Below are 13,067 nucleotides of genomic sequence, written 5' to 3'. Positions count from 1 at the left end.
GGCGGCTATTCGCTGCGCGCGGGCACCAGCACCTCGCGCTGGCCGCTGGTGGTGAGGGCACTGACTAGGCCGGCGTTTTCCATATCTTCGAGCAGGCGCGCCGAACGGTTGTAACCAATGCGCAGCTTGCGCTGCACGTACGAGATGCTGGCCTTGCGGTCCTTGAGCACCACCTCCACGGCCTGGTCGTACATGGGGTCTTTTTCGCCGCCTTCACCCCCCTCGCCGGGCATATCGCCCTCGCCGTCGACCGTGCCGCCCTCGAGCACGCCGTCGATGTAGTCGGGTTCGCCCTGGCTCTTGAGGTAGCTGACCACGCGGTGCACCTCCTCGTCACTGACGAACGCGCCGTGCACGCGCACCGGCAGGCCGGTGCCGCTGGCCATGTAGAGCATGTCGCCCATGCCCAGCAGCGCCTCGGCGCCCATCTGGTCGAGGATGGTGCGGCTGTCGATCTTGCTGCTGACCTGGAAGGCGATGCGCGTCGGGATGTTGGCCTTGATCAGGCCCGTGATCACGTCCACGCTGGGACGCTGCGTGGCCAGGATCAGGTGGATGCCGGCCGCGCGCGCCTTCTGCGCCAGACGGGCGATCAGCTCCTCGATCTTCTTGCCCACGACCATCATCAGGTCGGCCAGCTCGTCGATCACGACGACGATGTGCGGCAGGCGCTGCAGCGGCTCGGGCGCTTCGGGCGTGAGGCTGAACGGGTTGTAGAGGAACTCCTCGCGCGCCTTGGCCTCGTCGATTTTGGCGTTGTAGCCGGCCAGGTTGCGCACGCCCAGCTTGCTCATGAGCTTGTAGCGCCGCTCCATCTCGCCAACGCACCAGTTGAGGCCGTGCGCGGCCTGCTTCATGTCCGTGACCACGGGCGCGAGCAGGTGCGGAATGCCTTCGTAGACCGACATCTCGAGCATCTTCGGGTCGATCATCAAGAGGCGCACGTCCTTGGCCTCGGCCTTGTAGAGCAGGCTCAGGATCATCGCGTTGATGCCCACCGACTTGCCCGAGCCGGTGGTGCCGGCCACCAGCACGTGCGGCATCTTGGCCAGGTCGGCGACCACGGGGTTGCCGACGATGTCCTTGCCCAGGCCCATGGTCAGCATCGACTTGCCGTCGTGGTAGATCTGCGACCCCAGGATCTCGCTGAGCTTGATGGTCTGGCGCTTGGCATTGGGCAATTCGAGCGCCATGAAATTCTTGCCCGGAATGGTCTCGACCACGCGGATGGACACCAGGCTGAGCGAACGCGCCAGGTCCTTGGCCAGGCCGACGATCTGCGAGCCCTTGACACCCGTGGCCGGTTCGATCTCGTAGCGCGTGATGACCGGGCCGGGCATGGCCGCCACCACACGCACCTCGACGCCAAAGTCCTTGAGCTTCTTCTCGATCAGTCGGCTGGTCATTTCCAGCGTTTCGGGCGAAACGGTTTCCTTGTGCGGCTGCGGCCCATCGAGCAGGCCGACCTGCGGCAGGCGGCTGTCGGGCATCTCGGTGAACAGGGGCTTTTGCCGCTCCTTGGCCACGCGCACACTGGGCTGCGGCTCGACCAGCACCGGCTCGATGATCTGCACCGGCCGGGGCGGGTGCTCCTCGGTCCCGGTGCGCTGCTCCAGCACCACCTCTTCGCGCTGGCGCGCGGCGCGCTTGCCTTCGGCCAGGTCCTTGGCCACCTCGCGCCGCTCCCGGCGCGACTGCACGAGGGCATCGATGCGGGCGCCCAGGCCCTCGGCCACGTGGCCCCAGGAAAAGCGGAATACCAGCGCCGCGCCCGCCACGGCCAGCACGATGCACAGCAGGCCCGACCCCGTGAACCCCAGCCAATGCATGCCGGCCGGTCCCACCAGGTAGCCCAGCACCCCGCCCGCATGGCCGGGCAGCAGCGCTTCAAAGCGGTACATGCGCGACCACTCGAGCGCCGTGCTCGACGCCATCAGCAGCGCCAGGCCGCCCCAGAACAGGGCACGGCGCGCCAGCGGGTGCGGCGTGCCGGCGTCCTCGCCGCCGCGCATCCAGTGCGCCAGCGCCGACAGCCAGGCACGCACGCCGGCCGCCACGCACCACCAGACGGAAAATCCCAGCAGGAAATAGCTGCCATCGGCCAGCCAGGCCCCCAGGCGCCCGGCCCAGTTGGCCACCATGCCCGCAGGCACGGCCCCCGAGGTGGACCAGGCCGGGTCCTGGGCCGAATAGCTGAGCAGCGCCAGCAACCAGAAAACCAGGGCCAGAAGGCCTGCAACCAGCCCCACCTCCTGGCCAAAGCGCGCGGCCCCGGAGCGCGGCGCAGACTTGCCGCCAGATGAAGCATTCAGGGTATTGAGTGAGTAGGTCATAAGCGTGCGGGCGAAGCTTACCCGATGCCCATGGCCTGGCCTGGCAGCCCCGGCGCGGCCCGCGCAGGCCCGCGCCGGGGCAGTGCCATTGGTTTTTTCAATCAGCGTGACAGCGACGCGGCTGGCGGGTCTGGCGCCGCACTTGGTTGATACTTGCGGCTTCGCTCCCATCTGCCTTCAGCGCCCTCGCCCCCTTGCACCGGGCGCAAGAACCTGAATTTCCAACATGTCCAAGCCCCAACACGCCAAAGTTCTCATCCTCGGCTCCGGCCCCGCCGGCTACACCGCCGCCATCTATGCCGCGCGCGCCAACCTCGATCCCGTGCTCATCACCGGCATGGCCCAGGGCGGGCAGCTCACCACCACCACCGACGTGGACAACTGGCCGGCCGACGTGCACGGTGTGCAGGGCCCCGAGCTGATGCAGCGCTTTCTGGAGCACGCCGAGCGCTTCAAGACGCAGGTCATCTTCGACCACATCAACCATGTCGACTTCAGCCAACGCCCCTTCACGCTCACGGGCGACAGCGGCACCTACACCTGCGACTCGCTGATCATCGCGACAGGCGCCTCGGCCAAATACCTGGGCCTGCCCTCGGAAGAGGCGTTCATGGGCAAGGGTGTCTCGGGCTGCGCCACCTGCGACGGCTTCTTCTACCGCGAGCAGGACGTGTGCGTGGTCGGCGGCGGCAACACCGCCGTCGAGGAAGCCCTCTACCTGTCGAACATCGCGCGCAAGGTCACGCTGATCCACCGCCGCGACAAGTTCAAGGCCGAGCCCATCCTGGTCGACAAGCTGATGGAGAAGGTTGCCACGGGCAAGATCGAGCTCAAGACCTTCTACACACTCGACGAAGTGCTGGGCGACGCCAGCGGCGTGACCGGCATCCGCATCAAGAGCACGCAGGACGGCAGCACACAGGACATCGCGCTGCAGGGCTGCTTCATCGCCATCGGCCATGCGCCCAACACCGAGATCTTCGCGGGCCAGCTGGACATGGAAGGCGGCTACATCGTCACGCAGGCCGGCCTCAAGGGCTTTGCCACGCAGACCAGCGTGCCCGGTGTGTTTGCCGCTGGCGACGTGCAGGATCATGTCTATCGCCAGGCCATCACCAGCGCCGGCACGGGCTGCATGGCGGCGCTCGACGCGCAGCGTTTTCTGGAGCAAGGCCCGTCTGCCTGAGCCCGCGCTATAATCCATGGCTTTGCCAAAACTGGCTGCGCTCTTGACTGCGCACGGCCAGGGCCCTGTGGGCCACGGCAATCGGGTTACCGCCACCCTGTAATGGCGAGGTGAGGCCCTTGGCACACCGCGCGCATGCCCGCATGCGCCTGGCTGGATCCAGGGCCGTTAAAAATATCGGAGTGTCCTCATGGCACGCGTATGTGAAGTCACGGGCAAGAAGCCCATGGTCGGAAACAATGTTTCCCACGCCAACAACAAAACCAAGCGCCGGTTCCTGCCGAACCTGCAATACCGCCGTTTCTGGGTCGAAACCGAAAACCGTTGGGTGCGCCTGCGCATCTCCAACGCCGGTCTGCGTCTGATCGACAAGAACGGTATTGATTCTGTGCTCGCAGACCTGCGCGCACGTGGCCAGGCGTAAGGAGAACCACCATGGCAACCAAAGGCGGACGCGACAAGATCAAGCTGGAATCCACTGCGGGTACCGGCCATTTCTACACCACGACCAAGAACAAGAAGACGATGCCCGAGAAGATGCTGATCATGAAATTTGATCCCAAGGCTCGCAAGCACGTCGAGTACAAGGAAATGAAGCTGAAGTAATTCAGCCTTCGCTTTTCCAGCGAAAACCGCCCTCCGCGTCACTGCCGGGCGGTTTTTTTGTGCCGGAGCCCGCCACGGCGGGCTTTCCGAAACCTCCCTGCCACCGGGCGTTACGACGATGCCTATTGCCCGTCGAGCCGATTCCGCCGCATGGCCCGCCAGAGCGCAAGGTCGTAGGTGATCTTGAGCAAGCCGCATGCGATGAGCGGCAACGAGATCCATCCGGCCGCGAACAGCGCGCCGCTCAGCGTCGGGCTGATCGCAGCCGCGAGGCTGCGCGGCACGGCCGTGAAGCTTGCTGCGGCACTGCGCTCGGCCGGGGTCACCACGGCCATCACGTAAGCCGTTCGCGTCGGCACATCCATAGACGAGAGTGCACTGCGAACCATCAGCAGGCCGAGTGCGACCGGCAGGCTCGGCGCCAGCGCAGCCAACACCAGGCAGGCGTTGGCCGGCAGGTGCGTGAAGACCATGGTGTTGAGCAAGCCGATGCGCTGTGCCACCACCGGCGCTGCGAGCTGCGACGCCGCGCCCAGCAGGCCGGTCCAGAAGAAAAACACGCCGGCCTGGGTCAGCGAAAAGCCGAACCGTTCTAGCAGCCACAACGACATCAGTGCATTGACCGTCAGTCCACCAGCGAAGGCGTCGACGCTGAAGAGCGCCGCCAACCGTACGACGACGCCGCGCGAAGGCCCCAGAGGCGCCGCGACGGGCATGCTGTCCGCGTTGCCGCCCTGCGCGTGCGCTGGCAGATTGCGATAAAGCCAAAAAACGGCGAGCCCGATTGCGGCGTACACCGCGAACATCCCGCGCAGCGCGTCGAGGCGTGCCAGCCCGCCGTGTCGAACCAGCCAGTCCGGCACGGCGGCAGCCAATGCGCCCAGCGCAGCGCACAGCGCGCCCACCAGGCTGTAGCGCGCAAACAGCGCGGTCCGCGCATGGCCCTGGGCCGCCGCTGCCAGACGGGCATGCTCCAGGGGAAGAAAAACGCTCACATCGCCCGAGCTCGGATTGAGCGTGCCGACCAGCGCCACGACCAGCAGCGGCCAGAACGACGACAAGCCTGCAAAGCCCAAGCCCGTGGCAGCCATCAGCAAGGCGGCGCAGCGCAGCAGCCGTGCGCCCGCGAAGCGGTACCCCCAGGCGCCGACCGCGAGCGTGGCCAGCGCCGAGCCCAGCATCGTCGCCGTGCTGACGATGCCGACCTCCAGCGTGCCCAATCCGATCGACAGCAGGTAGGCCGGCAGCAGCACCGCCATGTACCCGTCGCCAAAGGCGCGCAATCCCCGGGCAGCAAGCAAGGGCCAGGCGCCGGGGTCGACTCCGACGGGCAACAGACGCGCAAGGCCAGGACGTGGACGCGGCAAAGGGGTGGTGCTCATCGTTTTGCCGCCAGCAGCGGCATGGTTTGCAGAGATCGATACCGGATTGAATCATCCACTGCAATCCGATCCCCCTGCCGACACCGCCGCAGGGTTATTGCGGGCCGTTGCCCATCCCTGCCATCGCAGCACGCAGCATCCCGTTCACATCGAGGGCGCAAAAAAACCGCATGGCCCCCTGACAAGGCGGCCATGCAGCGGGCAGCGGTAGGCCGTGCTCAGGCGTGCGCGGCGCGCAGCTTCATCGAGAACTCCCGCAGCGCATGGATGCCGCTTTCCTCGGCGCGGTGGCACCAGGCCTGCAGGTCGGCGGTGAGCTGCTCACGCGAGTGCGAGGTGCTCAGCCACAGCTGGCGCAGTTCTTCGCGCATGGTGACCATCTTGTCGAGCACCGGGTGCGCGGCGCGCGCCTGCTCCAGGTGCGGCAGCACCTGGGCCGGGACTTTTTCGGCGTCGCGGTGCAGCCAGCGCCGCGCGGCCTGGAGCACCGAGACATCGGCTTGGCGCGCCTGCAAGGCGGCCATTTCGTCCTGGCAAGCCCGCCGCAAGCTGCGCGCGTAGCCGGCCATGACTTCGTAGCGGTGCGCGATCAGCGCCTCCAGCGTCTTCTCGTCGGCCACCGGCCTGACGGCGCCCAGGCGCAGCCGCGGCGCGACCTTTTTGACGCTGGCCCAGCCGATCTTCTGCATCAGGCGGATGTACATCCAGCCCAGATCGAACTCGTACGGCTTGACCGACAGCTTGGCCGAGGTCGGGTAGGTGTGGTGGTTGTTGTGCAGCTCCTCGCCGCCGATCAGGATGCCCCAGGGCACGAGGTTGGTGCTCGCGTCCTGCGCCTCGAAATTGCGGTAGCCCCAGAAATGCCCCAGACCGTTGACCACGCCGGCCGCCCAGAACGGTATCCAGGCCATCTGCACGGCCCACACGGTCAGCCCGATCGCGCCGAACAGCGCCACGTTGACCAGCAGCATGAGTGCAATGCCCCACGAGACAAAGCGCGAGTACAGATGCCGCTCCACCCAGTCGTCGGGCGTGCCGCGGCCGAACTTGGCCAGGGTGGCAGGATTTTCGGCCTCGCTGCGGTAGAGCTCGGCGCCGCGCCACAGCACCGCCCGCAGGCCGCGCGTCTGCGGGCTGTGCGGATCGTCGGGGCTTTCGCACTTGGCGTGGTGCTTGCGGTGGATCGCAACCCACTCCTTGGTGACGATGGAGGTCGTCAGCCAGAGCCAGAAGCGGAAGAAATGCGCGGGAATCGGGTGCAGGTCCAGCGAGCGGTGGGCCTGCGAGCGGTGCAGAAAGATCGTCACCGCGGCGATGGTGATGTGCGTGAGCAGCAGCGTGTACAGCACCACCTGCCACCACGCCAGGCGCAGCGCGCCATGGGCCAGCCAGTCCACGGCCGCATTCAGAACCACCCCATCGGGCAACAACATATCTCACCAACCCTTTTCGCCGTATCGTGGACGCCCCTTCCAGCAGGGGCGAACCCCCAATTTTAGAAGGCCGGCGCTCCGCGGGAGCGTGGACTTACCCCTGGGTTTACGCTGACTTCTCCGCTGCTTAGGGCTTTTTGGTCCAGACCGCGGCGAAAAACCCGTCGGTCTGGTGCACATGGGGCCACAGGCGCAGGTAGCGGCCGCCGGTTTCGCCCCCGCTGCACAGGCCCGCCGCGCCTTCCACCTTCAGCTGCGCCAGCGCCTCGCCCGCGTCCAGCGCCACGAAGTCCGGGTGCGCGGCGGCGAAGGCCTCGGCAATGGCCTCGTTCTCCTGCGGCAGCACGCTGCAGGTGGCATAGACCAGGCGCCCGCCGTCTTTCACCAGCCGCGCCGCACTGGCCAGGATGGCGGTCTGCTTGGCCACCAGTTCCTCCACCGCCTTGGGCGTCTGGCGCCACTTCAGGTCGGGGTTGCGGCGCAATGTGCCCAGACCCGAGCACGGGGCATCGACCAGCACGCGGTCGATCTTGCCGCTCAGGCGCTTGACGCGCTCGTCGCGCTCGTGCGCGATGGCGGCCGGGTGCACGTTCGACAGCCCGCTGCGCTTGAGCCGCGGCCCCAGCGCATCGAGCCGGTGGCCCGACACGTCAAACGCGTACAGGCGTCCGGTGCTGCGCATGGTGGCGCCAATGGCCAGCGTCTTGCCGCCGGCGCCGGCACAGAAGTCCACCACCATCTCGCCGCGTTTGGCGTCGAGCAGCAGGGCCAGCAGCTGCGAGCCCTCGTCCTGCACCTCGATGGCTCCGCGCACGAAGGCCGGCAGCTTGGCCAGCGCCGGCTTGCCCTCGACGCGCAGGCCCCAGGGCGAATACGGCGTTGCTACGGATTTAATAGCTGCCTGCGCAAGCTCCTTCTGCACTTCAGGCCGCTTTTCCTTCAAAACGTTGACGCGCAGGTCGAGCGGCGCGCTGCGCGACAGCGCCTGCACCAGCGGCCAGAAGCCGTCGCCCAGCTGCTCCTTGAGCGGTTGCGCCAGCCACTCGGGCAGGTTGTGGCGGTGGCGTTCGAGCAATTCGTCCTCGCGCACCGCGTCGCACTGCTCCAGCCACTGCTTTTCGCGGTCGCTCAGAGCGCCGTGCAGAAACTCGCGCGCACCGTGCGCCGCCTGCGGGTTCGTGCGGCGCGCTTCCTCGTCCTGCCAGTGGGCGTAGCCCAGGATGGCCAGGCGCCGCTCCTTGGGGCCGGAGCCCGACGGCGCCATGTGGTCGAACAGGAGCTTCTTGCGCAGCACCGTGTAGACGGTTTCTGCGAGTGCGGCGCGCTCGCGCTGGCCCAGGCCGCGGTGGTCGCGGAAAAAGCGCGACACCACCGCGTCGGCCGGGTGTTCAAAAGTGAGGGTGAGCCTGACGAGTTCAGCGCAGGCATTGATCAAGACATTGGGGTGCATAGGCAGCGATTGTCCCACCGCCGAACTGCGCAGGCGGCGCAGCGCGCGCTGCACACCCGTTGCGCCCGCCCTGCGCCACGCTGCGTGGCCAGGTCCGCACGCCGCTGCCGGCCGGCGGGCGCACACGCCGGCGTCCTACAGGGGCAGCGGCAGCAGCGGCCTAAGGTGGGACGTGGCACGCGGGCTGCGCGGGCGGCACCGCGGCGCCCCAGGAAAAGCGCAGTGGAAAGGAGTCAACCGTGGAATACCTTCTCAAAAAAGGCCTGTTCGGCGAGCAATCGCTCACCAAGGTCGTGGGCCTCTACAGCAACCCGAGCGATGCACAGGCCGCTGCGGCCAGAGCGCGGGCCCTGCCCGGCATGGCCCCCGGGCAGGTGCGCCTGTTGGGCCCGCAAGACGCCAAGGTGTCGCACCGCAACTTCTTTGGCCGCAGCCTGGAGCCCGAACAGCGCGGCATTTTCAAAACGATTTTCCGGGCCCATGCCGTCACCGGCGTGGCGGGGGCCGTGCTCGGTCTGTTGCTGTTTCTGTGGCTCTACCGCAGTGGCCAGCCCATGATCGCCAGCAGTCCGCTGCTGGCCTTCATCTCCATCGTGGGGTTTGCCATCACCTTCGGCCTGCTGTTGGGGGGCCTCATCGCGCTGCGGCCCGACCACGTCCAGCTGATCACCTCGGTGCGCAGTGCGCTGGCCGGCGGGCGCTGGGCCCTGGTGCTGCACCCGACCGATGCCGACCAGACGCAGGCGGCCAAGGAACTGCTGACGGCCACCAGCGCGGAGACGCTGAGCACGCTGTGACCTGCGTCCCAGCCGGCAGACGCCTAAGGTACGCGTGAACCGGCGCTGCACCGCACCAGGCCCTTAAACGCCAGGCGGCGACGCCACGTGGTCTTTCAGCGCTGTGGCTTCCAGCCACTGGGCCAAGGCGCGCGGGTAGACTAGGTGTTCCTGCGTGAGCACGCGCGCGGCCAGCGTCTCGGCCGTGTCGCCCGGCAGCACCGGCACCACGGCTTGGTCGAGGATGGGCCCCACGTCCAGCTCGGCCGTCACCAGGTGCACCGTGGCGCCGGCCACCTTGCAGCCCGCATCGAGGGCGCGCTGGTGCGTGTGCAGGCCGGTGAAGGCCGGCAGCAGCGAAGGATGGATGTTGGTCAGGCGCCCTGCGTAGTGCGCCACAAATCCCGGCGAGAGGATGCGCATGAAGCCCGCCAGCACCACCAGCGCGGGGTCGTACCGGTCGATCAGCGCGGCCAGCGCGGTGTCGAAGGCCTCGCGGCTGCCGAACGCCTTGTGGTCGAGCACCTCGGTGGCAATGCCCTGGGTGCGCGCCCACTCCAGCCCCTTCGCGTCCGCCTTGTTGCTGACCACCGCCGCCACCCGCGCGCCCAGGCGCCGCTCCCAGTCCTGCTGCTGCGCAGCCCGTACGATGGCGGCCATGTTCGAGCCGCCGCCTGAAATCAGAATCACGATGTTTTTCATTTGCTGGAATTATCCCTGCCATGCCTTTTGACCCCCGCACCCGCCCCCTGACCGCCATCGAAGCCCGCGTGCTCGGCACGCTGATGGAAAAGGCCCGCACCGTGCCCGACAGCTACCCACTCACGCTCAACGCCGTGGTCACGGGCTGCAACCAGAAAACCACGCGCGAGCCGGTGATGCATGTCTCCGACGCCCAGGCGCAGGAAGCGCTCGACGAACTGCAGCGCCTGGCACTGGTGTGCGAGGGCGGCGGCAGCCGCGTCGCGCGCTGGGAGCACAATTTCCCGCGCGGCGTGGGCGTGCCCGACCAGTCGGCCGCACTGCTGGGCCTGCTGCTGCTGCGCGGTCCGCAGACCGCCGGCGAACTGCGCACCAACGCCGAGCGCTGGCACCGCTTTGCCGACATCTCGTCGGTCGAGGCCTTCCTCGACGAGCTGCAGGAACGCAGCAGCGACAAGGGCGGCCCGCTGGTCGTGCAGCTGCCGCGCGCACCCGGCGCGCGCGAGCAGCGCTGGGCCCAGTTGCTGTGCGGCCCGGTGGACACCACGGCGCTGCCGCCCGCCAGCGACGCCACCGATGCGCCGCACGGTGCCGCGCCCGCGGCCCTGCAGGCGCGCATGCATGCGCTGGAGCAGCAGGTCGCCGCACTGCAGGCCACGCTGCAGCGCCTGTGCGCCGAACTCGGGCTGAACGCCGTGGCACCCGCCGTGCCCATGTCGCCCCCCGGACAGGACTGAATCGAACGACCGTGCTACAAATATGCCTTCTCAGGAGGCATATCGCATGGATCTCGCATTCACCCCCGACGAGCAGGCTTTTCGCAACGAAGTTCGCGCCTGGGTTCGCAGCCACCTGCCCCCGGACATTGCCCACAAGGTGCACAACGCGCTGCGCCTGACCCGCGAAGACCTGCAGGGCTGGGCCAAGATCCTGGGCAAAAAGGGCTGGCTGGCGTTCGGCTGGCCCAAGGAGTTTGGCGGCCCCGGCTGGACCGCCGTGCAAAAGCACCTGTTCGAAGAAGAATGCGCACTGGCCGGCGCGCCGCGCATCGTCCCGTTCGGGCCGGTGATGGTCGCGCCCGTGATCATGGCGTTCGGCAATGCCGAGCAGCAAAAGCGCTTTCTGCCCGGCATTGCCAGCGGCGAGGTCTGGTGGAGCCAAGGCTACAGCGAACCGGGCTCGGGCTCGGACCTGGCCTCGGTCAAGACACGCGCCGAACGGGTGGGTGACCATTACGTGGTAAACGGCCAAAAGACCTGGACCACGCTGGGCCAGTACGGCGACTGGATGTTCAACCTCGTGCGCACCAGCAACGAGGGCAAGCCGCAGACCGGCATTTCGTTCCTGCTGCTGGACATGAAATCGCCCGGCGTCACCGTGCGGCCCATCAAGCTGCTGGACGGCGAGTGCGAGGTCAACGAGGTCTTCTTCGACAACGTGAAGGTGCCCGCCGAGAACCTGATCGGCGAAGAGAACAAGGGCTGGACCTACGCCAAGCACCTGCTGAGCCACGAGCGCACCAACATCGCCGACGTGAACCGCAGCAAGCGCGAGCTCGAGCGCTTGAAACGCATCGCCAAGCAGGAGGGCGTGTGGGACGACCTGCGCTTTCGCGACCAGATCGCGCTGCTCGAAGTGGACATCGTGGCGCTCGAGATGCTGGTGCTGCGCGTGCTGTCGGCCGAAAAATCGGGCAAGAACTCGCTCGACATCGCCGGCCTGCTCAAGATCAAAGGCAGCGAGATCCAGCAGCGCTATGCCGAGCTGATGATGCTGGCGGCCGGGCCGTTTGCCCTGCCGTTCATCGAGGAAGCCATGGAAGCGGGCTGGCAGGGCGACTTCCCGGGCGGCGCCGCGGCCAATGCGCCGCTGGCCTCCACCTACTTCAACCTGCGCAAGACCACCATCTACGGCGGCAGCAATGAAGTGCAGCGAAATATCGTCGCTCAAACCGTTTTGGGTTGAACCATGTCCGTGAGCGGCGCCGATTTTCGCTTCGCGAAACAGGACCGCTCCCCCGCACCCCCTCTGCGAGGGGGCTCCCGCAAGAGCTTCGCTAGGAATAAACAAAATGGACTTCGATTTTTCCGACGATCAGCAACAGCTGCGCGACGCCGTGCGCCGCTGGGTGGACAAGGGCTACTCCTTCGAGCGCCGCCGCGCCATTGCCGCTGCCGGCGGCTTTGACCGCGCCGCCTGGGGCGAACTGGCCGAGCTGGGCCTCACGGCCCTGACCGTGCCCGAGCAGCACGGCGGCCTGGGCCAGTGCGCGATCGATGCGATGGTGGTGATGGAAGAACTGGGCCGCGGCATGGTGCTCGAGCCGCTGGCGCAGGCCTTCATGGCCAGCGCCGTGCTGTCGCAGTGCGCCCCCGCCGCCGTGCAGTCCGCCTGGCTGCCGCGCATTGCCAGTGGCGAGGCCCTGGTCGTGCTGGCGCAGCAGGAGCGCAAGGCCCGCTACCGCCTCGACGTTTGCGAGGCAAAAGCGACTGTAACGCCCACAGGTCATACTCTGACAGCTATGAAAAGCATAGTACCGGCCGGCGACCAGGCGGATGCCTACCTTGTGCCCGCGCAGCTCGACGGCCAGATCGCGCTGTTCCTCGTCGAGCGCGGCGCCGCTGGCGTGGCCGCGCGCGGCTACGGCACGCAGGACGGCAGTCGCGCCGCCGAGCTGGAGCTGGACAACGCCCCGGCCATGCTCGTCACCGCGGACGGCCTGGCCGCCCTGGAGCTGGCCGTGGATACCGGCATTGCCGCCCTGTGCGCCGAAGCCGTGGGCGTGATGGACCAGACCCTGGCCCTCACCGTGGACTACATGAACCAGCGCAAGCAGTTCGGCGTGGCCATCGCCAGCTTCCAGGCGCTGCGCCACCGCGTGGCCGACATGAAGATGCAGCTCGAACTGGCGCGCTCGATGGGCTACTACGCCAGCCTCAAGCTCGGCGCCCCGGCGCCCGAGCGTCGCCGGGCCCTGGCCCGCGCCAAGGTCCAGCTGGGCCAGTCGATGCGCTTCGTCGGCCAGCAGTCGGTGCAGCTGCATGGCGGCATCGGCGTGACCGATGAATACATCGGCAGCCACTACTTCAAGAAACTCAGCCAGATGGAGATGCAGTTCGGCGACACGCTGCACCACCTGGGCGAGGTGTCGGCGCGCATGCAGGAGACGGCCGGCGTGTTCGCCTGACAGTGCCGCGCA

12 protein-coding genes are annotated in these 13,067 nt (G+C 67.6%); 7 read left to right on the top strand and 5 right to left on the bottom strand.

What is annotated here, in order from left to right:
- Positions 1-5: 5 nt before the first annotated feature.
- A complete protein-coding gene (locus B2J86_RS05560) occupies positions 6-2,333 on the bottom strand; it encodes a DNA translocase FtsK (RefSeq protein WP_169633265.1) in 2,328 nt (775 codons plus the stop codon).
- Between the two features lie 226 nt (positions 2,334-2,559).
- On the opposite strand from B2J86_RS05560, the gene trxB reads away from it, so the two are divergent.
- The 3 genes from trxB to rpmG all read left to right on the top strand — a co-directional run bounded on the left by trxB (position 2,560) and on the right by rpmG (position 4,125).
- Positions 2,560-3,519 (top strand): thioredoxin-disulfide reductase, encoded by a 960-nt coding sequence (gene trxB / locus B2J86_RS05555; protein WP_169633264.1) that lies wholly within the window; start codon positions 2,560-2,562, stop codon positions 3,517-3,519.
- 190 nt (positions 3,520-3,709) lie between these two features.
- Complete coding sequence (gene rpmB, locus B2J86_RS05550; RefSeq protein WP_106445425.1) at positions 3,710-3,943, top strand: 50S ribosomal protein L28; 234 nt, start codon at positions 3,710-3,712, stop codon at positions 3,941-3,943.
- An 11-nt stretch (positions 3,944-3,954) separates the two neighbouring features.
- On the top strand, positions 3,955-4,125 hold the full coding sequence (rpmG, locus tag B2J86_RS05545) for a 50S ribosomal protein L33 (RefSeq protein WP_027995663.1): 171 nt from the start codon (positions 3,955-3,957) through the stop codon (positions 4,123-4,125).
- A gap of 122 nt (positions 4,126-4,247) precedes the next feature.
- Here rpmG and B2J86_RS05540 read toward each other — a convergent pair whose 3' ends face one another.
- The 3 genes from B2J86_RS05540 to B2J86_RS05530 form a co-directional block, all read right to left on the bottom strand.
- Positions 4,248-5,507, bottom strand: coding sequence for an MFS transporter (locus B2J86_RS05540; protein ID WP_169633263.1), 1,260 nt, complete (start codon positions 5,505-5,507; stop codon positions 4,248-4,250).
- A 218-nt stretch (positions 5,508-5,725) separates the two neighbouring features.
- Positions 5,726-6,940: a fatty acid desaturase gene (locus B2J86_RS05535; RefSeq protein ID WP_173024916.1), complete on the bottom strand. Its 1,215-nt coding sequence runs from the start codon at positions 6,938-6,940 to the stop codon at positions 5,726-5,728.
- 127 nt (positions 6,941-7,067) lie between these two features.
- The gene (locus B2J86_RS05530) at positions 7,068-8,390 is read right to left on the bottom strand and encodes an RsmB/NOP family class I SAM-dependent RNA methyltransferase (RefSeq protein WP_169633261.1); all 1,323 of its coding nucleotides are present in this window, start codon (positions 8,388-8,390) and stop codon (positions 7,068-7,070) included.
- Positions 8,391-8,629: 239 nt separating this feature from the next.
- Between B2J86_RS05530 and B2J86_RS05525 the strand changes: the two genes are divergently transcribed.
- Entirely contained in the window at positions 8,630-9,187 is a 558-nt protein-coding gene (locus B2J86_RS05525) for a hypothetical protein (RefSeq protein WP_173024915.1), read from the top strand.
- Between the two features lie 63 nt (positions 9,188-9,250).
- On the opposite strand, the gene purN is transcribed toward B2J86_RS05525, so the two are convergent.
- On the bottom strand, positions 9,251-9,868 hold the full coding sequence (gene purN, locus B2J86_RS05520; protein ID WP_169633259.1) for a phosphoribosylglycinamide formyltransferase: 618 nt from the start codon (positions 9,866-9,868) through the stop codon (positions 9,251-9,253).
- Positions 9,869-9,888: 20 nt separating this feature from the next.
- On the opposite strand from purN, the gene B2J86_RS05515 reads away from it, so the two are divergent.
- The 3 genes from B2J86_RS05515 to B2J86_RS05505 all read left to right on the top strand — a co-directional run bounded on the left by B2J86_RS05515 (position 9,889) and on the right by B2J86_RS05505 (position 13,055).
- Positions 9,889-10,605 carry a YceH family protein gene (locus B2J86_RS05515; protein ID WP_169167572.1) on the top strand — a complete coding sequence of 239 codons (717 nt, stop codon included), beginning with the start codon at positions 9,889-9,891 and terminating at the stop codon, positions 10,603-10,605.
- Positions 10,606-10,651: 46 nt separating this feature from the next.
- Positions 10,652-11,833: an acyl-CoA dehydrogenase family protein gene (locus tag B2J86_RS05510; RefSeq protein WP_169633258.1), complete on the top strand. Its 1,182-nt coding sequence runs from the start codon at positions 10,652-10,654 to the stop codon at positions 11,831-11,833.
- A gap of 106 nt (positions 11,834-11,939) precedes the next feature.
- Positions 11,940-13,055: an acyl-CoA dehydrogenase family protein gene (locus B2J86_RS05505; protein ID WP_173024914.1), complete on the top strand. Its 1,116-nt coding sequence runs from the start codon at positions 11,940-11,942 to the stop codon at positions 13,053-13,055.
- Positions 13,056-13,067: the final 12 nt, after the last annotated feature.

Origin of the sequence: Acidovorax sp. SRB_14, assembly GCF_012932145.1 — a bacterium.
Classification (GTDB): Bacteria; Pseudomonadota; Gammaproteobacteria; order Burkholderiales; family Burkholderiaceae_C; genus Simplicispira.
This window is presented reverse-complemented; position numbering and strand designations above follow the sequence as displayed.